Annotated in this window: 18 protein-coding genes; 11 read left to right on the top strand and 7 right to left on the bottom strand. The window is 57.6% G+C overall.

From position 1 onward, the window contains the following. The first annotated feature begins 35 nt into the window (after positions 1-35). Positions 36-722: an OmpW family protein gene (locus FFH21_RS24200; protein WP_004666334.1), complete on the top strand. Its 687-nt coding sequence runs from the start codon at positions 36-38 to the stop codon at positions 720-722. A 283-nt stretch (positions 723-1005) separates the two neighbouring features. Here the strand turns inward: FFH21_RS24200 and FFH21_RS24210 are convergent, their stop codons facing one another. The 3 genes from FFH21_RS24210 to FFH21_RS24220 all read right to left on the bottom strand — a co-directional run bounded on the left by FFH21_RS24210 (position 1006) and on the right by FFH21_RS24220 (position 5270). Next, positions 1006-1935 (bottom strand): NAD-dependent epimerase/dehydratase family protein, encoded by a 930-nt coding sequence (locus FFH21_RS24210; protein WP_011169590.1) that lies wholly within the window; start codon positions 1933-1935, stop codon positions 1006-1008. After that, on the bottom strand, positions 1928-2812 hold the full coding sequence (locus FFH21_RS24215) for a sugar nucleotide-binding protein (protein ID WP_002555443.1): 885 nt from the start codon (positions 2810-2812) through the stop codon (positions 1928-1930). The genes FFH21_RS24210 and FFH21_RS24215 overlap by 8 nt, the downstream gene beginning before the upstream one ends. Before the next feature lie 154 nt (positions 2813-2966). Then, positions 2967-5270 (bottom strand): mechanosensitive ion channel family protein, encoded by a 2304-nt coding sequence (locus FFH21_RS24220; RefSeq protein ID WP_004667319.1) that lies wholly within the window; start codon positions 5268-5270, stop codon positions 2967-2969. Between the two features lie 277 nt (positions 5271-5547). On the opposite strand from FFH21_RS24220, the gene FFH21_RS24225 reads away from it, so the two are divergent. Continuing rightward, positions 5548-6366: an alpha/beta fold hydrolase gene (locus FFH21_RS24225; RefSeq protein WP_038819935.1), complete on the top strand. Its 819-nt coding sequence runs from the start codon at positions 5548-5550 to the stop codon at positions 6364-6366. A gap of 49 nt (positions 6367-6415) precedes the next feature. On the opposite strand, the gene FFH21_RS24230 is transcribed toward FFH21_RS24225, so the two are convergent. After that, positions 6416-7264 (bottom strand): ureidoglycolate lyase, encoded by an 849-nt coding sequence (locus FFH21_RS24230; RefSeq protein WP_011169592.1) that lies wholly within the window; start codon positions 7262-7264, stop codon positions 6416-6418. 411 nt (positions 7265-7675) lie between these two features. On the opposite strand from FFH21_RS24230, the gene FFH21_RS24235 reads away from it, so the two are divergent. Beyond that, on the top strand, positions 7676-9982 hold the full coding sequence (locus tag FFH21_RS24235) for a TonB-dependent receptor (RefSeq protein WP_011169593.1): 2307 nt from the start codon (positions 7676-7678) through the stop codon (positions 9980-9982). A 229-nt stretch (positions 9983-10211) separates the two neighbouring features. Then, positions 10212-10451 carry a hypothetical protein gene (locus FFH21_RS24240; RefSeq protein ID WP_003317071.1) on the top strand — a complete coding sequence of 80 codons (240 nt, stop codon included), beginning with the start codon at positions 10212-10214 and terminating at the stop codon, positions 10449-10451. Between the two features lie 172 nt (positions 10452-10623). Here the strand turns inward: FFH21_RS24240 and FFH21_RS24245 are convergent, their stop codons facing one another. From FFH21_RS24245 to FFH21_RS24255, 3 genes are all read right to left on the bottom strand, one after another. Beyond that, entirely contained in the window at positions 10624-13533 is a 2910-nt protein-coding gene (locus tag FFH21_RS24245; RefSeq protein WP_011169594.1) for a bifunctional diguanylate cyclase/phosphodiesterase, read from the bottom strand. Between the two features lie 31 nt (positions 13534-13564). Beyond that, positions 13565-14386 carry a phosphate/phosphite/phosphonate ABC transporter substrate-binding protein gene (locus FFH21_RS24250; protein ID WP_011169595.1) on the bottom strand — a complete coding sequence of 274 codons (822 nt, stop codon included), beginning with the start codon at positions 14384-14386 and terminating at the stop codon, positions 13565-13567. Between the two features lie 292 nt (positions 14387-14678). Next, positions 14679-15809 carry an ROK family transcriptional regulator gene (locus FFH21_RS24255; RefSeq protein WP_011169597.1) on the bottom strand — a complete coding sequence of 377 codons (1131 nt, stop codon included), beginning with the start codon at positions 15807-15809 and terminating at the stop codon, positions 14679-14681. Positions 15810-15974: 165 nt separating this feature from the next. Here FFH21_RS24255 and FFH21_RS24260 point away from each other — a divergent pair, with 165 nt between their 5' ends. The 7 genes from FFH21_RS24260 to FFH21_RS24290 are packed head-to-tail and all read left to right on the top strand — an operon-like array spanning position 15975 to position 22794. Further along, positions 15975-17291, top strand: coding sequence for an extracellular solute-binding protein (locus tag FFH21_RS24260; RefSeq protein WP_011169598.1), 1317 nt, complete (start codon positions 15975-15977; stop codon positions 17289-17291). Continuing rightward, positions 17288-18181 (top strand): carbohydrate ABC transporter permease, encoded by an 894-nt coding sequence (locus FFH21_RS24265; RefSeq protein ID WP_004655894.1) that lies wholly within the window; start codon positions 17288-17290, stop codon positions 18179-18181. Before FFH21_RS24260 ends, FFH21_RS24265 begins: the two co-directional genes overlap by 4 nt. Next, positions 18178-19071, top strand: a complete 894-nt coding sequence (locus FFH21_RS24270) for an ABC transporter permease subunit (protein WP_011169599.1) — start codon at positions 18178-18180, stop codon at positions 19069-19071. The genes FFH21_RS24265 and FFH21_RS24270 overlap by 4 nt, the downstream gene beginning before the upstream one ends. Then, positions 19068-20174 carry an ABC transporter ATP-binding protein gene (locus tag FFH21_RS24275; protein ID WP_004666344.1) on the top strand — a complete coding sequence of 369 codons (1107 nt, stop codon included), beginning with the start codon at positions 19068-19070 and terminating at the stop codon, positions 20172-20174. The genes FFH21_RS24270 and FFH21_RS24275 overlap by 4 nt, the downstream gene beginning before the upstream one ends. 6 nt (positions 20175-20180) lie before the next feature. Then, a complete protein-coding gene (locus FFH21_RS24280) occupies positions 20181-20942 on the top strand; it encodes a glycerophosphoryl diester phosphodiesterase (protein WP_002555451.1) in 762 nt (253 codons plus the stop codon). Further along, complete coding sequence (locus FFH21_RS24285) at positions 20939-21682, top strand: inositol monophosphatase family protein (RefSeq protein ID WP_004666346.1); 744 nt, start codon at positions 20939-20941, stop codon at positions 21680-21682. Before FFH21_RS24280 ends, FFH21_RS24285 begins: the two co-directional genes overlap by 4 nt. Further along, positions 21682-22794, top strand: a complete 1113-nt coding sequence (locus FFH21_RS24290) for an endo-1,4-beta-xylanase (RefSeq protein ID WP_011169600.1) — start codon at positions 21682-21684, stop codon at positions 22792-22794. Before FFH21_RS24285 ends, FFH21_RS24290 begins: the two co-directional genes overlap by 1 nt. Positions 22795-22906: the final 112 nt, after the last annotated feature.

Below are 22906 nucleotides of genomic sequence, written 5' to 3' on the forward strand. Positions count from 1 at the left end.
ATACCCATAAATTTTGACTGATCTCTGGAGCCTCCATGAACAAGCACTTGCTACGCGCGTCCGTTGTCGCGCTTGCCATCGCCGCCCCGGTCGCGGCACATGCCTACGAGCCTGGCGACTTCATCGTTCGCGCCGGTGTTGCGCACGTCCAGCCCAATGAAGACAGCGGCGAAGTCCGTCTGGACGGTGCCAAGGTCTCCGGCACCAAAGCCACCGTCGATGGCGAAAACCAGCTCGGTCTGACCTTCGCTTACATGCTGACCCAGCATGTCGGCATCGAGCTGCTGGCTGCTACACCGTTCAGCCACACCGTTTCAGTAAAAGGCCTGGGGCCAGGCCTGGACGGCAAGCTGGCTGATATCAAGCAACTGCCGCCGACGCTGTCGTTGCAGTACTACCCGATGGAACCTTCGTCGAAATTTCAACCGTATGCGGGCGTGGGTATCAACTACACCACCTTCTTCGATACCGACCTGACCGGCAATCGCAAGGATCAGGGTTTCAGCAACCTCAAGCTCAAGGACTCGGTTGGTCTGGCTGCTCAGTTGGGCATGGACTACATGATCACTGACAACGTACTGGTCAACGCCTCGGTCTGGTACGTCGACATCGATACCAAAGCGACTGTGGACGGTCCTTCTGCCCTGGCCGTCGGCAAGACCAAGGTCGACGTGGATATCGACCCATGGGTGTACATGGTGGGCGTGGGTTACAAGTTCTGACCTGCACACCTTCAGCACCACAGGCACAAAGGCACCCTAAGCGGGTGCCTTTGTGTTTTGTGGTTTGAACTCTGCGTGCTGGATTCCTGATTATCGTGCCGTGATTTAACCCGCGCCCGGACTCCTGGATATCGTGCCGATGCTCCGCGTCGGCATGCAGTTCGTGACGCTCTGCGTCACAAATAGGCGCTGCACCGCACGCTCAAGAGCGGACGCAGAGCGTCCAGAAATGCATCACCACGCAGAGCGTGGGGACGATCAGCACTTACAGTCGATGCGGGGCTCATTGCCCCATCAACAACTCAAGCCCACGAACCAGTGGTGTCGGCTCATCAATGCTGAAGTGCTCCAGCAGACGCTGGTTACTGGCCCGTGAATGCTTGATGTCGCCCGAGCGCGGTGCCTGATAGCTCACTTCCGGCTGTTTTCCGACCACTTGCGAAAGCGCGGCCAGCAGCTCGTTGAGCGAAGTGGTCTTGTTCAGGCCGACGTTGATCGCGCCCTCGATGGCGCTTTCCCGTGACAGGGCCTGCAGCAGCAGCTTGAGCAGGTCACCCACGTAGAAGAAATCGCGTGTCTGTTCGCCGTCGCCAAACACGCTGATCGGCAGGCCTTTCTGGATGCGTTCGGCAAAGATGCTGATCACGCCCGAATACGGCGACGACGGATCCTGGCGCGGGCCGAAGATGTTGAAGAAGCGAAAGATCACCGGCTCCAGACCATGCTGACGGCGGTAGAAGTCCAGGTAGAACTCGCTGGCCAGCTTGTCCGATGCGTACGGAGTCAGCGGTGCTTTGGTAGTGTCTTCGGTGATAGCTTCGCCTTCGCCGTTGTTGCCGTATACCGCCGCGCTGGAAGCAAAGATCACGCGCTTGATGCCCGCTTCGCGCATGGCCTCACAGACATTCAGTGTGCCGATGAAGTTGCTTTGATGGGTGCGCACCGGGTCGTCAACTGACGCCTGAACCGAGGCCACCGCTGCCAGGTGCACCACAGCCTTACAGCCTTGCGCAGCGCGCTTGACCAGCTCGGCATCGGCTACGTCGCCTTCGATCAGTTCAACCCGCGGGTTGTCGAGCGGCAGATTGCTGCGCTTGCCCGCCGAGAGGTTGTCGAGGATACGCACGCAATGCCCGTCGGCAAGCAATGCATCGGTCAGGTGCGAGCCAATGAAACCCGCACCTCCCGCAATCAGAACAGGGGCGTCAGACATGTCGATAATACCGGTCCAGCAGGCTTGGCAAGCCCGCTCGCCAGGCGCGGGGCTTGATGCCGAAAGTGTGGAGAATTTTCTTGCAGGCCAGCACCGCGTGCTGCGGTTCCTCGGCTGCATCGGGACGCGCGGCGTGAGCCTGTGCGGTGGGCGATTCAATGGCCAGCGGGTGCAGCAGACGTGCTTCGGTGAGCACCGCCTGACCCAGCGCCAGTGGCGTGGTCGCTTCGTGCCCGGCGTAGTGGTACGTGCCCCACAGCGGCGCTTCGCAATCGAGTTGCTTGACGATTGAAATAATCACCCGCGCCGCATCATCGACCGGCGTCGGGTTGCCGCGTCGATCATCGGCCAGCAGCAGCTCTCCGGGTTCTTTGGCGCGCGAAAGAAAGCGGCCAAGCACGCCATCAGCGCTGTCATCCAGCAACCAGCCAAAACGCACAAGCACATGTTGCGGACAGGTGGCGCGCACGCTTTGCTCGATACGCCACAGCGCCTGACCGCGCAGACCCAAGGGCACTGGCTCGTCTTTTTCGCTGTAGGCAGTCGCGCGCGAGCCATCGAACACACGATAACTGGAAGGCTGGACCAGCGTGATGTTGTGGTGCTGACACAGTTCGGCCAGACGCTCGACAGAGCGCTCCTGGTGGGTCAGGCGCGCTGCGCTCACGGTCTCCGCCTGAAACCAGTCGAAGTAGTAAGCAAGGTTTATCAGGGCATCGGGGCGGGTGTCATCAAGCAGTTGCGTGAGGCTCGCCACGTCCCAGCCGTCTTGCGGTGGACGTGGTGCGAGGAAACCAATGTCTTCCTCGGCACCCAGACGAATCAGCGCCTGCCCGAGGGCATTCCCGCCGCCCAACAGCATAAGGCGCATTCGCATAGAGTCAGCAGGCTCGGTATCAGATAATCAAACGAACAATTGAAAAACGCCTGCAAACATAACACGTTGCCTGCCAACCCCCAACAGTTGCGCAGCCCGGCGGGGCAATGACGCCGCAACAACGCGTTGCAGCCGTCTCATGCCGCCCGATTGATTACTGAGCTGCCGGACCCGGCGGGCTGTTGCCCTTGGGCAGACCAAGCGGTGCAGGTGTCGGCGCAGAAGGTGTCGCAGCGGCAGGGTCCGAGGGCGCAGGAGGCCCCTCGGCTTCAACGCCAGACTGCGGGTTGTTGAAGCCCGGCCCCATGACCATCTGTGGATAAGTTTGCGCGAAACGTACGTTCGGGTTTTTATCCACAAGACGCTTGAGGCGCTCGTTGAAGGCGCGCCCCACTGCGTACTGACCACCGGAAGAGGTGCGGAATTGCGCGGTCAACACCATGCCGTTCAGGTTCATGCTGTCGACGCCGAACACCTCCAGCGGTCCTTGCAGGTTGTGCTTGAGCAGAATGTCATCGCTGATCGACTGCCCGGTTTCGCGGATCAGCGCCAGCGCATCATCAATATCCGAGTCGTAAGTGAACTGCACCGAGAAGAACGCATAAGCGAACTGCCGCGACTGGTTGGTAACCGCCTTGATCTGCCCGAACGGCACGGAATGGACAAAACCCTTGCCGTCACGCAGGCGCACGGTACGGATGGTCAGGCTTTCCACCGATCCGGAGTGGCCGGTACTGAGCACTACCCAATCGCCCACCGAGAAGGTGTCTTCGATGATGATGAACAGACCGGTGATCACGTCCTGCACCAGTTGTTGCGAACCGAAACCGATGGCCAGACCGACAACCCCGGCACCCGCCAGCAGCGGTGCAACGTTGATGCCCAGATTGGCCATGGTGGTGATCGCGCAGATCACCACCAGAATGATTTTCACCGCGTTGCGCAGCAGCGGCAAAATGGTCTTGATTCGTGTACTCGGCTGGCGGCCACTGCGATGATTGGCCGGTGGTTTGAGGGCTTCCTGAATGGCCGTGTCGAGCACTACCCATAGCAGCCAGGTGACCACAAATATCAGGCCGATACTGCTCAGCGAATCGCTTATCACGCGACCCAGCGTGTTGCGCTGGGCAAACTCGAACATCGAGAAGCCCCAGATACGCCCCAGTATTTCGATGAACCCGATGGCCAGCGCAATGCGCAACACCGCGTAAACCAGGCTCAGCAGGCGCGCCTTGTACACATGCCCGCCGCGCCCCAGGGATTCGGTCGGTTTGAACAGGTGCTGGAACACTGTGCTCAAAAATACCGTGGCGATCAGCAGAATGGTGGTGAACAACGCACAACGCAGCGCTTCCTGACTGTCTTCACCGGCTCCGATCAGGTTGATCGCCGAGACCAGAATCATCAGCAGGATTGGCAAGTGCCACAGGTTGGAGAAGATTTTCAGCGACTGCTGCAGTGCTGGCCGTTGCAGGCGGCTGCTCAAGGAACGGTTACGAATCAGGTGCGCCACCGGGCGGCGCACCTTGATGATCAACATGCAGAACACCACCGACGCAAACAGCCCGGTGAACACCGCAACGCTGGTGGTGACGTTGCTGCCCAGTTGGCGGGCGATCTGCGGGCTGGTCAGTGCATCGCTCAGCGCCGCCAGAAAACCGACCACAAACAGTGGCCTCGGCGCGTAGCGGCGAATCATGCGTACCGCGGCGCGCTTGTGCCCGGAGTTGAACATCACAATCACGCAGAGCAGCACCGAGGTCGACACGATGCCACTGCTGGTCGCATAGGCGAAGCAAAGCGCCAGCGCACGGCCCACTGAAGACGGCATGAAGTGGCTGACGTAGAGAGTCAATGGCAGACAGACGATGGCTGGCAAGGTGAACGGCAATACGTATTTGAGCAGCGCCTGACTGCGCTCGCGCACCCGCATGAACGGCGTCCGGCACAAGCGCACCGCCAGAAAACGACCCAACGTGGTCAGAACAGCAAACGAGCCGATCCAGACAAACGACAGGGCAAGGAAGTCCCCGGCAACACTCCACGGAGAACGTGTGGTGCGCTTGTTGACCAGCTTTTCCAGTTCGTCGGCTGCACGGTCGGCGCGCAGCTGCCAGGCGTCGAAGAGGTTGTCGTCAAGATTAAGCTTTTCCTGGACGTCATCAATGCTGGAACTGATGGCGCCGAGCAACCCGCCCTGCACCAGAAGCTCCGGGGCCTCGGCCGCTGCTGGCTCGCCGCCGTCTGCCGGTTTCTCATCTGCCTTCTCAGCGGGCTTTTCATCCGCTTTCGCCGCAGGTTTTTCAGCTGCTTTGCCATCGGTCTTTTCGGCTGCCTTGTCGTCGGTCGGCACCGCAGCACCCATTGGCAGCGCAGGTACATCGGCTGCCTGGAGATTGAAACTGCCTGCGAATAGCAGCAGACCCGACAGGATCAAGATTTTCAGCTGAGACGCCACGCAGTTCTCTCCTTCGATGGACAAATACAACCATGCACAGGCCAAAGCGCGCTTTGATCCCAAGGAACTGATTCCCTTATGCCCGGCAAGTTCGGTTCCGGCAGGGAAATACGATGAGCCGATGTTTCAAAAAATTACGCCAGAACAGTACGCTCATTCTTCCCGACTGAACTATGCAAAGCGCCAACTGCCGGAATTATCGGCGGCTGCCGAAGGCATGCATGAGCCTGTGCACCAGAGCGCTTGCCCGATCAACCCGACATCGAGAGGAATCTGCATGAGCACGTTCAACGCAAAAGATGGCACCGAGATCTATTACAAGGACTGGGGCGAGGGTAAGCCGGTACTGTTCAGCCACGGCTGGCCGCTGGATGCGGATATGTGGGAATACCAGATGGAATACCTCAGCAGCCGGGGCTATCGCACCATTGCCTTCGACCGCCGAGGCTTCGGTCGTTCCAGCCAGCCGTGGACCGGTTATGACTACGACACCTTCGCTGACGATATCGCCGAGCTGATCGAGCACCTTGATCTGCACGACGTGACGCTGGTGGGCTTTTCCATGGGCGGCGGCGATGTGACGCGCTATATCGCAAAATATGGTAGCGAGCGAGTTGCCAAACTGGCCTTGCTGGGCTCGGTCACACCGTTTTTCCTCAAGACTGACGACAATCCGGAAGGCGTCGACAAATCAGTGTTCGATGGCATCAAGGAAGGGTTGCTCAAGGACCGCGCGCAATTCATCAGTGATTTCGCCACGCCGTTCTACGGTCTGAACAAAGGACAGAAGGTTTCCGAGGGCGTACAGGCCCAGACCTTGAATATCGCCCTGCTCGCCTCGCTCAAAGGCACGCTGGATTGCGTGACGGCGTTCTCCGCAACCGACTTCCGTGCGGACATGGCGAAAATCGATGTGCCGACCCTGGTGATTCATGGCGATGGTGATCAGGTTGTGCCGTTCGAAGCATCAGGCAAGCGCGCCGCCGAGCTGATCAAGGGTGCAGAGTTGAAGGTCTATCCCGGCGCGCCGCATGGCTTTGCCGTGACCCATGCAGAGGCACTCAACAAAGACCTGCTGACGTTTGTGCAGGGCTGATATTTTTGTGTAACAGGGAGCCGGTTGCCGACTCCCCGCAGGCAGCGAATCAGTCGGCCTGAACGGTCAACTGATTCTGCTCGCCCAGCCCCGCAATCCCCAGGCGCATGCGTTGCCCTGCGCGCAGGAAGACAGGCTCTGGCTTGACGCCCAGGCCCACACCCGGCGGCGTACCCGTGGAGATGACATCACCCGGTTGCAGGCTCATGCAACGGCTCAGGTAGGCGATCAGTTGCGGCACGTTGAAAATCAGCGTGCGCGTATTGCCATTCTGATAACGATGACCGTCAACCTCCAGCCACAGGTCGAGTGAGTGAGGGTCGGTAACCTCGTCGCGGGTCACCAGCCAAGGGCCTATCGGGCCAAAGGTATCGAAGCCTTTACCCTTGTCCCAGGTTCCGCCGCGCTCAAGCTGCCACTCGCGCTCCGACACATCATTGACCACGCAATAACCGGCAACGTGCTCCATGGCAACGGCTTCGTCGATATAACGCCCGCCCTTGCCGATGATCACGCCCAGCTCGACCTCCCAGTCAGTCTTGAGCGAACCGCGAGGAATTTCGACGTTATCGTCCGGGCCGCAAATTGCGCTGGTCCACTTGTTGAATATGATGGGTTCCTTGGGCACTTCCATCCGCGATTCGGCTGCGTGGTCGGCGTAGTTCAGGCCTATGCAGATAAACTTGCCGACCTGCCCGACGCACGGCCCGATGCGCGGTCGGCCCGCCACCAAAGGCAGGCTTTCGGGATCAAGCGCGGCCAGGCTGGCAAGGCCTGCCGGGCTCAACACCTCGCCAGCGATGTCCGTGACATGTGCGGACAGATCGCGGATCTGGTAGGCAGCATCAAGCAGGCCTGGCTTTTCCTGGCCCTTTTCACCGTAACGAAGCAATTTCATCGAGTTCTCCCGTTTCAGTCCAAGGTGCAAACCGCGGATTCAGAGGGTGATGCCCTGTTGCCCGGCCTTCGGAAATACGTATTCACGATTGGGCTGAACCCACTGAGTCTGGACAGATAGCATCGCAACGGACGCCTTGCCTAATGAAATTTACGACCAACTGCCCAGCACGCCGGTTGGCATTGACCGGCAGAAAAATCGGGATAACACGCCACTGGTCATAATTAATACACACAGCGAGTATTAATATCACCACCAGTTCAAACGAGCCCTTTCGTTGAAACGAGCCCCTCGAAAACACGACGGACTCGTACACCTTCAAGGGCCGGCTGAACTCATGTCAACGCTAACACCGTCCTGCAGATTCCCCGTCGCAAGCGCGGCGCCCTGACGCCCCAGGAAAACCTTTTCATGAACAATCGATCAATACCGCGTGCTTCTCGATTCCCGATAACGCGCCTTGCGTTGCTGGTTTCATTGAATTCACTGTGCCTGATCAGCCCGTTCATTCAGGCCGATGACGATGTGCCCACCTCAGTGACGGCGCCCGCCAGCGACGACACCGCTGCCGTGACACTGGGCACGGTGTCAGTGATTGGCCAGGGCGAAACCCGGCAGGTGCAACGCGTCACGCAAAAGGACGTAAGCGCTTATTCCGCAGGCACCAGCCCATTGAAAGTTCTGCAACGGCTACCGGGAGTCAACTTCCAGTCCGGCGATCCGTTGGGTCGTGAAGAAGGCAGCCAGCGCATCAGCCTGCGTGGTTTTGACATGCACCATCTGGGCTACACCCTGGACGGCGTCACGCTTGGCAACATGAGCTTCGGCAACTTCAACGGTCTGAGCATCACCCGGGCGATCATCGCGGAAAACATCGCCGCCAGCGAAGTGGCTCCAGGCATCGGTTCGCTGGGCACGGCATCGAACAGCGATCTGGGCGGCACCATCCAGTTCACCAGTTCCAATCCGGACAAGGAATTCGGCGCGCGACTGTCACAGACCCTGGGCAGTTACGACACCTCGCGCACTTTCATGCGCGTCGACACAGGCGAATACAACGGTCTGTCCGCTTATGTGTCGGGAGAAAAGTACGACGCCGATGCCTGGAAAGGTCACGACAACCCGCAAAAATCCGACGCTGTGAACGCCAAGGTCAATTACAACTTCGGCGAAAACCGCGTGAGCTTTTTCCACAGCACCTCGTCTCACGACGAAGCCAATCTGCCCAGTCTGTCGAAGAGCATCATCCAGCGCTTGGGCTACAACAACTGGAGTTACTACACGCCGGACTGGACCCGCGCGGTCAATGCGGCCAACGGCATTTACACCGGCGGCGTAACCAGCGCAGGCGATGCGACCTACAACGCCAGCAGCCTGCGCGACGACGAACTGGACATCCTCAATGGCAATTTCTCGCTCACCGATGATCTGGTGCTGGACGCCACGGTCTATCACCACCATGACTCGGGCCGGGGCAATTCGTACTATCCGTTCATCTTTACCAGCGGCTCGACCACTGTCCCCAGCAACTCGATTCGCAGCACGGTGTATGGCATTGATCGAACCGGCTTCCAGAGTTCACTGACCTACTTCCTGGGCCAGCATGAAATTCAGGGCGGGTTCTGGATTCAATCGAACAAGAACGACATCGCCCGTTACCTGTTCGATACCACCAATGCGACTCCGCAAAACCATATCGTCAAAACCAATGGCCTGAGGCAGGCGGCTACGGTACTGGACCAGAGCTACAACGACCTGACCCGACAGTTTTTCCTGCGCGACACCTATACCCTGCTCGATGACCGTCTCAAGCTTGAGTTCGGCGCAAAGAATACCGTCACCACCTCCACTGCCGAAGGTAAAGGCGGCGGTTATGCCAGCGGTTCGCTGGAAGCGCGGGACAGGTTTTTGCCGCAAGTGGGCGCAACCTACACACTCAATGACAGCGATGAAGTGTTCACGTCTTATTCGGAAAACATGGCGGCCTTTCCGAGTGGCGGTTACAGCCCGTTCTTCACCACGCAGACCGCAGTGGATGCGCAGAACGGCTTCAAGGACCTCAAACCCAAAACCTCGAAAACCGCTGAACTGGGCGTGCGCCGCAGCACAAAGCTGTATTCGGCATCCGCGGCGGTCTACAACACCAAATTCGACAATCGCCTGGTGGCCATCACCAACTGTACCGGCATCGTCATCTGCCAGAACGGCGTTGCCAACGTCGGCTCTGTCACCAGTCGGGGCCTGGAACTGTCATTCGGCCTGACACCCGACGAGCACTGGCGCTGGTCCAACTCCATGTCCTACAACCACAGCACTTATGACGACTATGCCAGCGGCGGCAGCACCGTTCATGTGAAAGGCAAAACCGTCGTCGATACGCCCAAGCTGATGTATTCCAGCAACCTGGACTGGAATTGGGAGCACTGGAATGCCGGCATGCAGGGCAACTACATCAGCAAGCGCTATTACACTTACACCAACGACTCCAGTGTCAGCGGCTACTGGGTAGCGAACGCCAACCTCGGCTACGACTTCGGCAAACTCGGCGCCGTCAAAGACACCACCGTCTCGCTGAACATGGTCAACCTGTTCGACAAGCGTTACATCTCCACCCTCAACACCGACGCCAGCGCAGCGACCGACCCGGCGGGCAATTTGCAGATTCTGCAGGTGGGCACGCCACGCAGCGCGTTTGTAACACTGGGCGTGAAACTTTGATTGATGCTGACTGAAAGCGGGCGAAGGATCGCCCCATCTGCCACTTACATTGAATTACGTCGCGCGGCTTGCTCTTGGAGACAGGCTCTTGTGGGAGCGAGCTTGCTCGCGAAGGCAATGTACCTGTCTCTGCACGACTGCGTGGGTTGCCAACCTCAATGGCGACGAATACCCCATCGTGCTGCATACTCCCCTGACATACAGCGCCTGACCTTCATCTGGACACCCCATGACACCCAACGCAGAACTCTATAACCCGTCCACCGAATATGCCGACAAGCTGATTTCGCGCATCGGACAAACACCTTCGTGGATCGCAAAACGCATTGGTGTGACTGACAAGCGCATTCGCTACATTCTGGATGGGGAAAGGACCGTCAAAGGCGAAACCACGCCGATTCAGATGACCTATACCGAGCAGTTTGCACTGGAGTGTCTTGTGGCAGAGGCTATAGCGCTGAGGATGTAGGACCCGCTGGCTATCAAGCATTGCCCTTGAATCTGAGGTTCCTGATAATCACGCCCTCAAATAACTCAGGCAAGGAAATGCAGTGAAAGGAAATCTAGTATTGGTGGCGTTGCTTGCCCAAGCTTGAGTGCGGTTAAGTCTTTACTACGAATAACTCTCATGCTCGCGGTTCTCAAGCAGGTATTTCCAACAAGCTCAGACTACGTGACGATTTAATCATAGAAGCACACTCTTCAATGATGACAGGCTTACTAAAAAGATAACCCTGCATTTGATCGCAGCCATACGTCACAAGCAGCGCTAACTGGTCGACTGTTTCGACGCCTTCTGCAATGACTTTAAGACCCAATTCGTGCGCCAACACGATGACCGCTCTGGTGATAGCGGCGTCCTCATGATTGCTCGTTATATCTTTTATGAACGCTCTGTCAATTTTGAGGGCGTCAAGAGGGAATCGTTTCAAGTAAGCCAAACTCGAATAGCCCGTTCCGAAATCATCGACCGAAAGGCTTATACCATACGATTTTATATCTCGAAGTATGTTAACCGCCGACTCGGGATCGATCATCAGCATTGACTCGGTCAATTCGAATTCTAAAAGAGCGGGGTTGATACCGTACCCCTCAACAATGTGCTTGATGGTCTCAGCCAGGCCTTTTACCTGAAGCTGCCTGACGGACAGATTGATGGCGATCGGTACCTGCCTGACATTATTTTCTTCCCAGCTTTTTATGGTTTCACAGACGTTGCGGATAACCCACTCGCCGACAGGAATTATCAGGCCGGTGTCCTCAAGAATAGGGATAAACTCAGCCGGAGAAACCATACCCTGCTCCGGGTGATTCCACCGCAGCAAAGCCTCCAAACCACTTATCCTGCCATCGGTGAGGCTGACCTTTGGCTGAAAATGTAGAATAAACTCATCACGATCAAGCGCACCCCGCAATAGCGTTTCAGTTTGCAAGCGCCGAACCAAACTTTCATTCATTGTGGCGTTGTAAAACTTGTAGTTATTACGGCCACTTTTTTTCGCATGGTACATGGCGGTATCCGCATTCTTCAGGATAACGCCAGTGTCACGCCCATCAAACGGATAATTGGCAATACCGACACTCGCTGAAACAAATACATCCTGACCGCCCAGATTGAATGGTTTCCCCAACGCTTCAACAACATGGTTCGCAAGGGCTTTTATAAGGCTTTCGGAATAAACATGATGGGTAACGACGATAGAAAACTCGTCGCCTCCCAGCCGCGCAACCACACTGTTTTCATCAATGCAGTCTTTCAAGCGTCGACCCGCCTGTATAAGCAATTGGTCGCCCACTGAATGCCCCATGGTGTCATTCACTGCTTTGAATCTGTCCAAATCGATGAATATGACGCTGACTGCATCTGGCACTGACGTTTTCCGACTGATTATCTCGCGCAGATAATTGCTAAGAAACCAGCGATTAGGCAGATGGGTGAGCGAATCATTTTCGGCCAGATAGATTAGCTTTTTCTTGGCGTCATACCGCTCAAGCGCGGCAGCCAACAGGTTAGCAAGTGTTTGAAGGTAGCTCACATCTTCACGTGTAAAGGAGTAGTCAGTGCTGGCATACACCCCAAGAACGCCCTTGAAAACCTCCCTGCAGGATATCTCAATCTCTAGACCACTTCTAATACCGCAAGCCTCCACTGTTTCACCCGGCAGCAGCGTGTACCTGTTATCAGGTGTATCAGAACTAATGACACACCCGGTGGAAGAAGCAGTACCGTTCAAAAAATCATTGTGATAACCACTGCCGACTTCCACGTGGTTCAAGCCAACCTCCGCGTTGAGGATGACCCCATGACTCACTCGATCAACGACTAATAAAGCCGCCTTGCTCAATGTTAATCCTTGCGCTGCAGTCAGTGCTGCCAGCTCACCCAGTGCACTGACGTTTTCTTCTGTCAATGCCTGCTGACCAAACAAGGCGATAAGGTTTTGCCTTCTGGAGTTATCCAGAATCGCGACCTCAAACTCCTTTCGAACAGTAATATCGATATCGATGCAAATATATTTTTCAACTCCGCCCATGTCATCGAGAATAGGTATTATGGTGCGTCGATGCCATGCGTCCTTACCGGTACGCCCCGAAAGCCTGACCTCACCGTTCCACACCTCATTTTCAGGTACCCATCGCCACGGCTCAGAGGCTGAAGACATGCCGGTCCAGACTTCATCGATCTTCAGCTCTAAAAGCTCAGCTCGCGAATGCTGCGAGCTTTTTACGAATCGTTCGTTAACGTAGGTGATACGTCCGGAGGCCGAAACTTCACAAACGATTGAGACCTCGTCCAGGGCATTTTTATGCTGCACCAAGGTATTCATCAGCGAGTCGATACGCAGGCCAAAGTGATTGCGCATACTGGCGGCAGTGCGGTTTACCGCTTTTATAGCCTCCTGTATTTCCATGGGGGCATCAGCGACCAACATAGCTTCAGCGGCCACTGCGCCTGAAGCGATTTCTGCCTCATACGAATGAAGTTTGCCCAGATGGGCAAGCGAACGCTTGATCATGAACCCCATTAAAATCAGACTGATCAGTAAAAAAAATACTGCAAACAGTGTCGCCTGAATCACCAGGCTATAGAGTTCGGTAGCGATTCTCTCGGCATTAAAAGACAGACGCATCACGCCATAATCTTTCCCGCCGACCGTAATCGGGCGATTGACATCGAATAATCTCGCAGCGACTTCGGACTCTATCCACGCAGGGGCCCTTCCAACAGGCGCACTGGCTGCATGCAGGCGAATGACGCCACCCGACAGGTCAATAAACACGGCCGACTTGAACGGCGAGCGAGCCAAGGTTTTTTCGAGGGTCCTTTTGATGGTGTCGTAATCGCCGATGACGACGCTTTCCTCTACAGCTTGCGCGGCGACCTCGATCAGCATGTTAGCGGTGTCTTGTATCTCTTCAATATGCTGAAGCAGCTGGTTTTTATAAAACAGCCCCAGCCCTGTCGTCAAAAAAGTCAGTATCAGAATGGATAACATCGCCAGTATTCGCGACGTCAGTGATTTGGGCAGCAGGCTTTTAAAGAAATTCATTAACAGCCTCTCCAGCTAAAGTTGAAATTATTTACTTAAGGTTTGCTGGCAAACTGTTATAAAAATCACGATAGGACGCATAATCCGCTTCCGTCGCAGGAATGAAGGTAATCGGTGCCGGTGCATGGACCAGCTCGGTCGCCTCACGAAGAACCCTGCTACCGTCGGGATCGTTTTGCATATTAAAAAATGCGTTGGCTACCGCATCACGTTCTTTTTTAGAAACCCGAGGGGATGCCATGAGGGCCAGGTCATTGAACGAGGCCGAACTCCACAGCACGCGGAACGACTTACCTTCTCTCTCAGTGTAGCCACTTACAAGCTGTGAATTGGCCCCCATCGCTTGAGCCTTGCCACTAAAGAGTTGGCTGAAAGCGCCATCCATGTTTCCGGCAAACACGGTAGACGTACTGATCTCTTTCTTTACCAATTCCGAGTTTGTGACTTTATAAGCGATGAACGCTTCCGGTCCCGGATACACGACTTCCTTGCCCTCTAGCTCCGAAAGGCTATGAATGGGCGAGTCGGCAGGTACCACGATCTGCCCCTCGAGGGCAGGCGCGTCACGGCGACCAAACACCGTCCAGCCCATCTTGTCGCGTTCCGGGCTAAAAAGATGGTTAGTAAAAGCGAAATCAACTTCTTGAGCGAGCACATAACTTGTTGTATCAGAGGATGTTCGACCTAATTTCAGCGTGAGATTCACGCCGCTTTTGTCGGACACATACTTTATGATTGGATTCCAAAAACTGGCTGACAGATTAAGATTGTACTGATTGACAGGCGAAAAATTGTAAACCTTAAGTTCTTCAGACGCGGCCACATTTGACAAGGCAAACGACAGGACAACCATTATAGCTTTGCAGCCCAGGCATAACTTCACTTGTCAACTCCACATGCAGACTAACGTCTTACCCAACGGTGATGAGCAATAACGTAAGCTCAGTAATATAGTATGATCGGCCGACAACCTTGAATCTTAAGCACCGACTGCATGAAGAAATATTAATCGGCCAGCCAACACACCTGCCTGCCGCGTGCGCACGATAGTCTTGAACTGGACAGGCCAAGGTGGCTTTTGCTGCATGACCATTGCCTTGGCCGCAACGTGCAGTACCCAGCAATGAGCTATTGCTGACGACAGATCAAACAAAAAACCGCTCTTTCAACGGCACCAGTGCCGCACCGATAGCCGCCGCATCGCCATTGGTCTCACTCAGCAATAACTGAGGCCGAGGCGGTGGCGCGTTGTAGCGGTGGGCTCCCCAGAAAGCCGTCGCCGCAATCAGGCGTCTGCCCAGCTCTGGCGGTAATTGCCCGCCAAACACTACCGCCTGTGGATCGAACAGGCCCGCCAGTGCATTAACCAGACGATCCAGGGTTGGTTTGACGCGTGCCAGCCAGGTGTCCACGCCGGGCCAGTCGGGGTCGAAGCGCAGGCGCAGGTCTTCGATTGAGTCCACCTGTACGCCGTTCTGATGCAATTCATCCAGCAGGTAACGCAAGGCCGGACGGTTTATCGACTCTTCGTCGTTGTAGAGGGTGATCTCGCCCGCGTTGCCGTGGCTGCCGAAATACGGTTTGCCGTTGATCACCACGCCTGCGCCGAAACCGAAGTTGAACGACAGGTAGATGAAGTTGCTGGCCCAGGCCCCCACGCCCACCAGGCTTTCACCGATGGCCGCAGTGGTGGCGTTGTTTTCCAGCCAGACCGGCATGCCGAAGCGTTCTTCGAGTATCGGTTGCAAGTCAATCAATGACCAATCGCGCAGCGGTTCAGGTGCATTGATCTGGCGGTTCTCAAGAAAAAAACCGGCGATGGCGAAGCCCATGCCAATTACTCGTTGCGCCTCGATGCCATTGCGTTGAAGCATGCGTTCGATGGTCTGATCAAGCGAATCCAGCGTGCTGTTGCGGCTCAACGGCGGCGTACGCAAGGTGACCTGTTCCAGCACATTGCAGCCCAGATCGGCGATGCAGACCACTGCCGAATCGGTATTGATCGATACGCCGATGACATACACCGCCTCGTTGACCAGCTCAATGCGCGGGCTGGGCTGACCACGGCCGTTCTTCACTCGCTCGCCGCTGCGCAGCAGGCCTCGGCTGATCAGTTCTTCGATCAGGCGGTGCACCGACTGCTGAGCCAGGTCCATCTCGGTCGAAACCGTGGCGCGGGTGATCACACCTCGACGGCGAAGGATATCCAGCAATTTGCGTTCATTCATGCTCAGCGGTTGGTGCGCATGAAGTGGCGTATCGAGGTCGAGGGGCATGGAATCTACAAATCAGGGGAGGATTAAAACAGTGGGCGTGTAAAGCAGTGTATCGCCCGCCACCCATTGCACACTTCCATCATGAAAATTTAATAAAAGTCGCGCAGGTCACAAATACTACACACAAGCTGTATTAAATGGCACTGAGTTCTTGTGGGTGTCCTAATGCCTTTCATCAGTAAGACGCTTTCCATGCTGGCGCTGCTGCCGTTCGCTGCTCAGGTCTTCGCCGCCCCCGCCGAGTTCTGGTATAGCCACGGCGGCGCGACCGGAAGTGCCATCGCAGATTTGTGCAGAAGCTTCAATGCGCAGCGTGAGGATGGGGATCGCCTGCACTGTATCCGCCAGGGCAGTTATGAGCAGACGCTGCAGAAGACCGTCGCAGCGTACCGCGCAGGCATAGGCCCGGCGCTGGTCGAAATCTATGACGTGGCCACACCAGACATGCTACTGGGCGGTGCCACTCTGCCTGTCGAGGCCATCATGGCCGGTCATCAAAGGGCCTATTCCGACGACACCTTTCTGCCAGCCTTGCGCCGCTATTACTCCGATGATCACGGCGCTCTGGCGGCCCAGCCTTTTGCGGCGTCCACCGCCGTGCTCTACACGCACCGAAATGCCCTGGCCGCGGCAGGTATCAGCGAGCCCCCCGCCACTTGGGAAGCATTTGCTACAGCCTTGCGGGCCTTGAAGAAAAACGGCCACGCATGCCCTGTAGTCAGCGAATTTTCGCCGTGGATCTGGCTGGAGCAGACCAGTGCAGCGCAAGGCACCGAAGTTGCGGTTCGCGCCGCTGGCACCGAACGCTATCAGTTCGACAAAGGCGCCCACCTGCGGCTGATGAACGACCTGGCGCAATGGACCGCCGAAGGTCTGGTGGTGCACGAGGATTCGACCCGCAGCGGGCAGCAGGCGCTGGCTTTCGCCACCGACGACTGCGCCATGCTGATCGACTCCACCGGTGCCTGGAATATCGTGCACAGCACGCTCAAATCCGATATCGATGTCACAGCACTGCCGATTTACGCCAACACCCAACGCCGTACCAACGCTCCCGGAGGTTCCTCGCTATGGGTGATGCGTGGGCATGCCGCTCGGGATTACCGGCTGGTCTCGGAGTTTCTGGCGTTCGTACTGCAACCGGATAATCAGTTGGTATTCAGTGCCCGGACCGGCTACCTGCCAGTTACTCAGGCGGCAGCGGCACGGTTGCAATCCGCAGGCAGAGAGCCGTCGGCCGTAATGGTCGGGCTTGCGGCACTTCACGACATTGACGGCCAGCCTTCTAAGCCTTTGCGCTGCGGCTTTATCACGCTGATGCGTCTTGTTTGGTCGCAGGAAATGGAAAACGCGCTCGCCGGTCGCCAGAGCGTTGAACACGCCCTGCGTCAGACAACGCTGCGTGCCAACGAATTGCTCAGTCTGTTTCAGCAGATGCATCAGGCCCAGGCCAGCAACGAGTCAGATGGGGCAACGCCATGAAGCCTCGTGCGCATTTTCCGCAACCGCGCCTGGCGCTGCTGTTTGCCCTGCCCCAATTGCTGGCACTCGGGTTGTTCTTTTATTGGCCTGCAGTCCAGGCAATCTGGTGGTCGTTTCATCTGGTGCCGCCCTTCGGCGGTAACGAAATCTTTGTCGGCCTGAGCAACTATTGGCGAGTGTTGAGAGACCCTGGCGTGCTCGCGTCGCTAGGCTCGACGCTGGTGTTCAGCCTGTCGAGCGTTGTGCTTTCGATCCTCATCGCACTGGTGCTTGCGCTGTGCCTTGAACTGAAACTGCGCGGCAACGCAGTGTTTCGCAATCTGCTGATCTGGCCCTACGCGGTATCGGGCGCCACCATCGGCATTGTCTTTCACGTGCTGGCCAATCCGGTGATGGGTATTTTCGCCTGGCTTAACGCGATTGCCCCCGGCACCTGGGCACCCTACGCCAGCCCGATGCAGAGCATGTTGTTGCTGATCGTGGCGTATGCGTGGTGCCTGGTGCCGTTCAACTTCGTGATGCTGGTCGCCAGCTTGAAGTCCGTCCCCGATGACTACCTCGCCGCCGCCGCACTGGATGGAGCAGGCTCGTTGCGACGCATGCTCGACATACAGCTGCCGCTGATTGCGCCCTATCTGCTGTTCGTGTTTGTCATCGACCTGCTGGAAAGCCTGTCGAACAGCTTCGGACTGGTCGACACCCTTACCCACGGCGGGCCCGGCGATACCACCAATGTGCTGGCCTACAAGATTTACACCGACGGTTTCATGGGCCTGGATCTGGCAGGTTCGTCGACACTGTCAGTGCTTATGTTGCTGGCAGTCGTAGCGCTGAGCATCGCTCAGTTCAAACTCTTGTCCCGCTTCCAGCGCCGTGGGGTGAAAGCATGATCGAGCGTCACCGGCTGATCGACGCGGGCGCTTACCTGCTGCTGACGCTCGGGCTGGTGTTCGCGACGGGACCGCTGTACGTCGCAGTCTGCTCGGCAACTGTGAGCAACCCACAACTGTTCGCCCACGGCCTTGCGCTGATACCCGGCGACCAACTGCTGGAGAACCTGCAACAAGTCACCCGACGCCTCGACCTGCTGCGCTTGCTGGGCAATAGCCTGCTGGTCGCCACGCTGGTGGTAATCGGCAAGCTGACACTTTCGGCGCTGACAGCATTTGCCGTGGTGTACTTTCGCAGCCGCTACACCTCGGTGATCTTCTTTGCCGTGCTGGGCGCTCTGCTGCTGCCGCTGGAGGTACGCATCATCCCCACGTATGCGGTGGCCAGCGACCTGCTCGGACCGCTACGCAACCTGTTGCAATGGCTGGGCATCCAGTGGCTGCCGGTGCCGACCATCAACCTGCTCGACAGCTACACCGGGCTCGCCTTGCCGCTGATTGCCTCAGCCACCGGCACCTTTCTGTTCCGGCAGTTTTACCAGACGCTGCCCGCCGAACTGGTCGAGGCCGCACGTATGGACGGTGCCGGGCCCTGGCGTTTTTTTGTCGACATTCTGCTGCCGCTGTCGAAGACCAACTTCGCAGCGCTCGGCACGCTGGTGTTCATCGGCGCGTGGAAAGACTACCTGTGGCCGCTGGTCGCGACCAATCGCGAGGACATGCGCACGCTGGTGCTGGGCGTCGCCAGCTTTCTGCCGACCGATGCAACCCAGGTCCCCGAATGGAACCTGCTGATGGCCGCCGCCGTGGTCAGCATGCTACCCCCCATCCTCGTCATTGCGCTCATGCAGCGATGGTTTGTCAAAGGCCTGATCGGAGTCGGTAAATGAACGCGCTCACCCCTATTGCCTGCGCGCCGGATATCGTCCTCAAGGGCCTGCACAAAACCTATGGCTCAGGGCACATCCTTCACGGGCTCGATCTGGTTTTCAAGGCGGGCGAGCTTAACGTCATCCTCGGCCCGTCCGGGTGTGGCAAGTCCACGTTGCTGCGCATGGTCGCCGGGCTGGAGGACGTCAGCAAAGGGCAGATTCTGATGGGTGGCCGCGACGTGACACGTCTGCCGCCCAAAGAACGCGGCTGCGCCATGGTGTTTCAGAACTACGCGCTCTACCCGCACATGAGCGTCGCCGACAACATCGGTTACGCGCTGAAGCTGGCACGCATCTCACGCAAGGAGCGCGAACAGCGTATTCGCGAGTGTGCCAGTTCGCTGGGGCTGGAGGAGTTGCTGCAACGCAAGCCCGGAGAGCTTTCCGGCGGTCAGCGTCAGCGCGTCGCGATCGGTCGGGCGCTGATCCGCAAACCGCCGGTGCTGCTATTCGATGAACCGCTGTGCAATCTGGACAGCGCGCTGCGCCATGAAATGCGCCTGTTGATTCGTAACCTGCACCAGCAGACCGGTGCGACGATTCTGTATGTCACCCACGATCAGACCGAGGCCATGACACTCGCCGAGCGTGTGGTAATTCTCAACAAGGGCCATGTCGAGCAGATCGGCACGCCCACCGACATCTACGATCAACCCGCCAGCATATTCGTCGCCAGCTTCATCGGCACCCCGCCCATGAACCTGCTGCCTGTGCACTGCCTGGACGACAATGTTCTGATACTGGCCGACGGACAACGCCTGCCCATCAAACTCGGCATTGCCAGCAACCGGACAGGCAAATGGCTGATGGGCCTGCGCCCCGAGACCGTCGTGCTCGGCCAGACAGGCGTCACCGCCACCGTGGAGTCCTCCGAAAATCTCGGTAGCCACAGCCTGCTGTATTGCCAGTTGGCCGGAACACGCTGTGTTGTCAGCCTCGCCGAACGGCAGCATCTGATGCCCGGCACCCAGATTCGACTCACCATCCATCCCGCGCCCTTGCTGTTCGATATCGAGAGTGGCCAACGCCAGCTCGTTTCCTTCTCCCAAACCACCAAGTGACCCGCCATGCTCAAACCTGCGCCCCTCGTCCGCTCGTCCCTGATTGCCCATCGTGGTGCCAAGGCTTACGTGCCGGAAAATACCCTGCTGGCCCTGGAGAAAGCCGCCGAGTGCGGCGCCGAGTGGGTCGAGATCGACGTGAAGCTGACCCGCGATGGCCAGCCTGTCGTGATTCACGACGATTTGCTGGACCGCACCACCAACGGGCGCGGCGCTGTCGTGCTTCACGAACTTGAGGCCATCCGCAAACTGGACGCAGGCAGCTGGTTCGCGCCTGAATTCGCGGGCCTGCAGATCCCGACCTTCGAAGAGATCGTGGCCTGCGCGCTGCGCCTCAATCTGGGTTTGCAAGTCGAACTCAAACCGACCATTGGCGACGATATCGAGACGGCGGAAGTGGTGATGCCAATCCTCAAGAGCCTGTGGCCCGCCGACAATGATCGGTTGTTCGTCTCCAGCTTTTCGGTGCGCTCGCTAACTGCCGCCCGCCGCTTGTGGAACGACGTACCACTGGCCATCGCCTCGGTTGTCGCGCCTGCTGACCCGGTCGCTTTACTGGCCGAATATGACTGCCGAATACTTCACGTACTTGACGACATGCTCGATGACCATCACCTTGTTCGCCTGAAAAGCAGCGGCGTCGAATTCGCCGTGGCTACCATCAACAGCCCGAAACGCGCGCGTTACCTGCTGGAACACGGCGCGCAGTCGATTCTCAGTGATTACCCGGACCTGTTGAACCTGCCGAACGGAGGCTGTCTGCAATGAACAACCGACTCAGTGTCGCCATGCACGCCGTAGAACAGGCCACCGGCCTGGCCATGGCGTATTTCAACGACCGCCACACCCTCGACATCACCACCAAAAGCGCACAAGACCTCGTCTCCCGCGCCGACTTCGAAGTGGAGCAACTGCTACGTGCAGAACTGAGCAAACACTTCCCCGACGATACAATCCTCGGCGAAGAAATGGGCGGCGAATTCATCACCGACGGCTGGGTCATCGACCCCATCGACGGCACCGGCAACTACCTGCGCGGCACCCCATTGTGGGGAATCGCGGTGGCGTACATGTCGGCAGGTGAACCCGAAATCGGCGTCGTCGCCTACCCAGCATTGGGCTACACCCTCGCAGCCCGCACGGGCGATGGCTTGCTGCGCAACGGCGTCCCTTTTGTCCGCCCTCAACCACCCGAGCACCTGCGCATCGCCGGCGTCGGCGAAAACACCCGCTGGGACGCCGAAGAGATGGGCAAACTGCACCTGAGCCTGCGCCGACAGGGCTGGGGCCTGGCAGGCTATCGCTGCGCAACCATCGGCCTGGCGTTCGCCGCGTTGGGGCAAACGGATGGGTACATGGAGAAATTCACCAGCCTGTGGGACATCGCGGCAGGCGCAGTGATTTGTCGAGAAGCTGGATTGCTGTGCACGATCGAAGGCGAGCAGAAGCAAGGGTCAATGACTGTGATGGTCGGGCGTGAGGAGTTGATGGAGATTTTTGGTGCGTAATGCGCCGGGCTAATCGACGCAGTTTTCTGACTGCGTTTGTCCGCCTGCTGGCGTGCCTGCCCTTCGTCAACAGCAGGCTGCTGGCGGCAGAAACCTTTGCCACATTGCGCCAGCCTGCAGCCGAGAAAGGTATCCGGTTCGGCTTTGCGGTTGATCCGGCAAAGCTGAATGACGATGCGGCCTATCGGCAACTGGTCGCCCGTCATGCCAGCATCGTAGTGCCAGAAAACGCCTTGAAGTGGCAGACCGTCCACCCCGAACCAGAGCGTTACAACTTCGCATCCGCCGACGCAATCGCGGGGTTTGCGAAAGCGCATGAACAGCGTATGCGCGGCCACACTTTCTGCTGGCATCGCTCTTTACCCGACTGGATTCACCAAACCGTCACCCCGACGAACGCCGAAGCGGTGCTGACGGCGCACATCAGTACCGTCGCCAGCCATTATCGCGGTCTCATCAGCGCATGGGACGTCGTCAACGAAGCCATCCAGCTGGAGGATGGCCAGCCTGACGGGCTGCGTAATTCATTCTGGTATCAGATGCTCGGGCCTCGCTATCTGGACATAGCCTTCAAGGCTGCGCACAAGGCCGACCCGGACGCCCTGCTCTGCTACAACGATTACGGCCTGGAAAAGGATACCCATTACGGCGAAAGCAAACGCACTGCCGTGCTCGCCCTGCTGCGCGGGCTCAAGCAGCGCGGCATTCCGATACACGGCTTGGGCATTCAGTCCCACCTGCGTGCAGGCGACATATTTGGTCCGGGCCTTTCCCGCTTTATTCTTGCAGTGCGTGATATGGGGTTGTCGATCCACATCACGGAACTGGACGTCGACGACGGCCACTTGACGGGGTCTATCGCAGAACGCGATGGATCAGTTGCAGCGACTTATAAGCGGTATCTCGACGTAGTGCTTGCCACGCGCTCGGTATCTACCGTTATTACGTGGGGTGTTTGGGACAGCCCGCATGTTGCAGGCGCCACGGCCAGCAACGGGCCGTTGGCACAGCGGGCATTGGCGTTTGGCCCGCGAGGTGAGGTGAAGCCGGCGAGCTGGGTGATCGCGCATTGTTTCGAAGACGCGCAAATGCAGATGGATGCGCGGATTTAGATGCTCAGCGGCTTCACGGCAGCAGTACAGCCAAAGTGGTTCAGCGCTTTTTGACGCCTGAAAACGACGAAGCCCCCGATAAACGGGGGCTCCGGGTCTGGACCTGTACAGC

Origin of the sequence: Pseudomonas sp. KBS0707, from assembly GCF_005937945.2 — a bacterium.
GTDB classification, from domain to species: domain Bacteria; phylum Pseudomonadota; class Gammaproteobacteria; order Pseudomonadales; family Pseudomonadaceae; genus Aquipseudomonas; species Aquipseudomonas amygdali.

Excerpts from the sequence above, each read along its gene's own strand:
- FFH21_RS24285 (WP_004666346.1), top strand. The coding sequence starts at position 20,939 with ATGAACAACCGACTCAGTGTCGCCATGCACGCCGTAGAACAGGCCACC.
- FFH21_RS24245 (WP_011169594.1), bottom strand. The coding sequence starts at position 13,533 with ATGAATTTCTTTAAAAGCCTGCTGCCCAAATCACTGACGTCGCGAATA.
- FFH21_RS24255 (WP_011169597.1), bottom strand. The coding sequence starts at position 15,809 with ATGCCCCTCGACCTCGATACGCCACTTCATGCGCACCAACCGCTGAGC.
- FFH21_RS24235 (WP_011169593.1), top strand. The coding sequence starts at position 7,676 with ATGAACAATCGATCAATACCGCGTGCTTCTCGATTCCCGATAACGCGC.
- FFH21_RS24250 (WP_011169595.1), bottom strand. The coding sequence starts at position 14,386 with ATGGTTGTCCTGTCGTTTGCCTTGTCAAATGTGGCCGCGTCTGAAGAA.
- FFH21_RS24260 (WP_011169598.1), top strand. The coding sequence starts at position 15,975 with ATGCCTTTCATCAGTAAGACGCTTTCCATGCTGGCGCTGCTGCCGTTC.
- FFH21_RS24225 (WP_038819935.1), top strand. The coding sequence starts at position 5,548 with ATGAGCACGTTCAACGCAAAAGATGGCACCGAGATCTATTACAAGGAC.
- FFH21_RS24210 (WP_011169590.1), bottom strand. The coding sequence starts at position 1,935 with ATGTCTGACGCCCCTGTTCTGATTGCGGGAGGTGCGGGTTTCATTGGC.
- FFH21_RS24200 (WP_004666334.1), top strand. The coding sequence starts at position 36 with ATGAACAAGCACTTGCTACGCGCGTCCGTTGTCGCGCTTGCCATCGCC.
- FFH21_RS24280 (WP_002555451.1), top strand. The coding sequence starts at position 20,181 with ATGCTCAAACCTGCGCCCCTCGTCCGCTCGTCCCTGATTGCCCATCGT.
- FFH21_RS24270 (WP_011169599.1), top strand. The coding sequence starts at position 18,178 with ATGATCGAGCGTCACCGGCTGATCGACGCGGGCGCTTACCTGCTGCTG.
- FFH21_RS24240 (WP_003317071.1), top strand. The coding sequence starts at position 10,212 with ATGACACCCAACGCAGAACTCTATAACCCGTCCACCGAATATGCCGAC.
- FFH21_RS24230 (WP_011169592.1), bottom strand. The coding sequence starts at position 7,264 with ATGAAATTGCTTCGTTACGGTGAAAAGGGCCAGGAAAAGCCAGGCCTG.
- FFH21_RS24275 (WP_004666344.1), top strand. The coding sequence starts at position 19,068 with ATGAACGCGCTCACCCCTATTGCCTGCGCGCCGGATATCGTCCTCAAG.
- FFH21_RS24215 (WP_002555443.1), bottom strand. The coding sequence starts at position 2,812 with ATGCGAATGCGCCTTATGCTGTTGGGCGGCGGGAATGCCCTCGGGCAG.
- FFH21_RS24290 (WP_011169600.1), top strand. The coding sequence starts at position 21,682 with ATGCGCCGGGCTAATCGACGCAGTTTTCTGACTGCGTTTGTCCGCCTG.
- FFH21_RS24265 (WP_004655894.1), top strand. The coding sequence starts at position 17,288 with ATGAAGCCTCGTGCGCATTTTCCGCAACCGCGCCTGGCGCTGCTGTTT.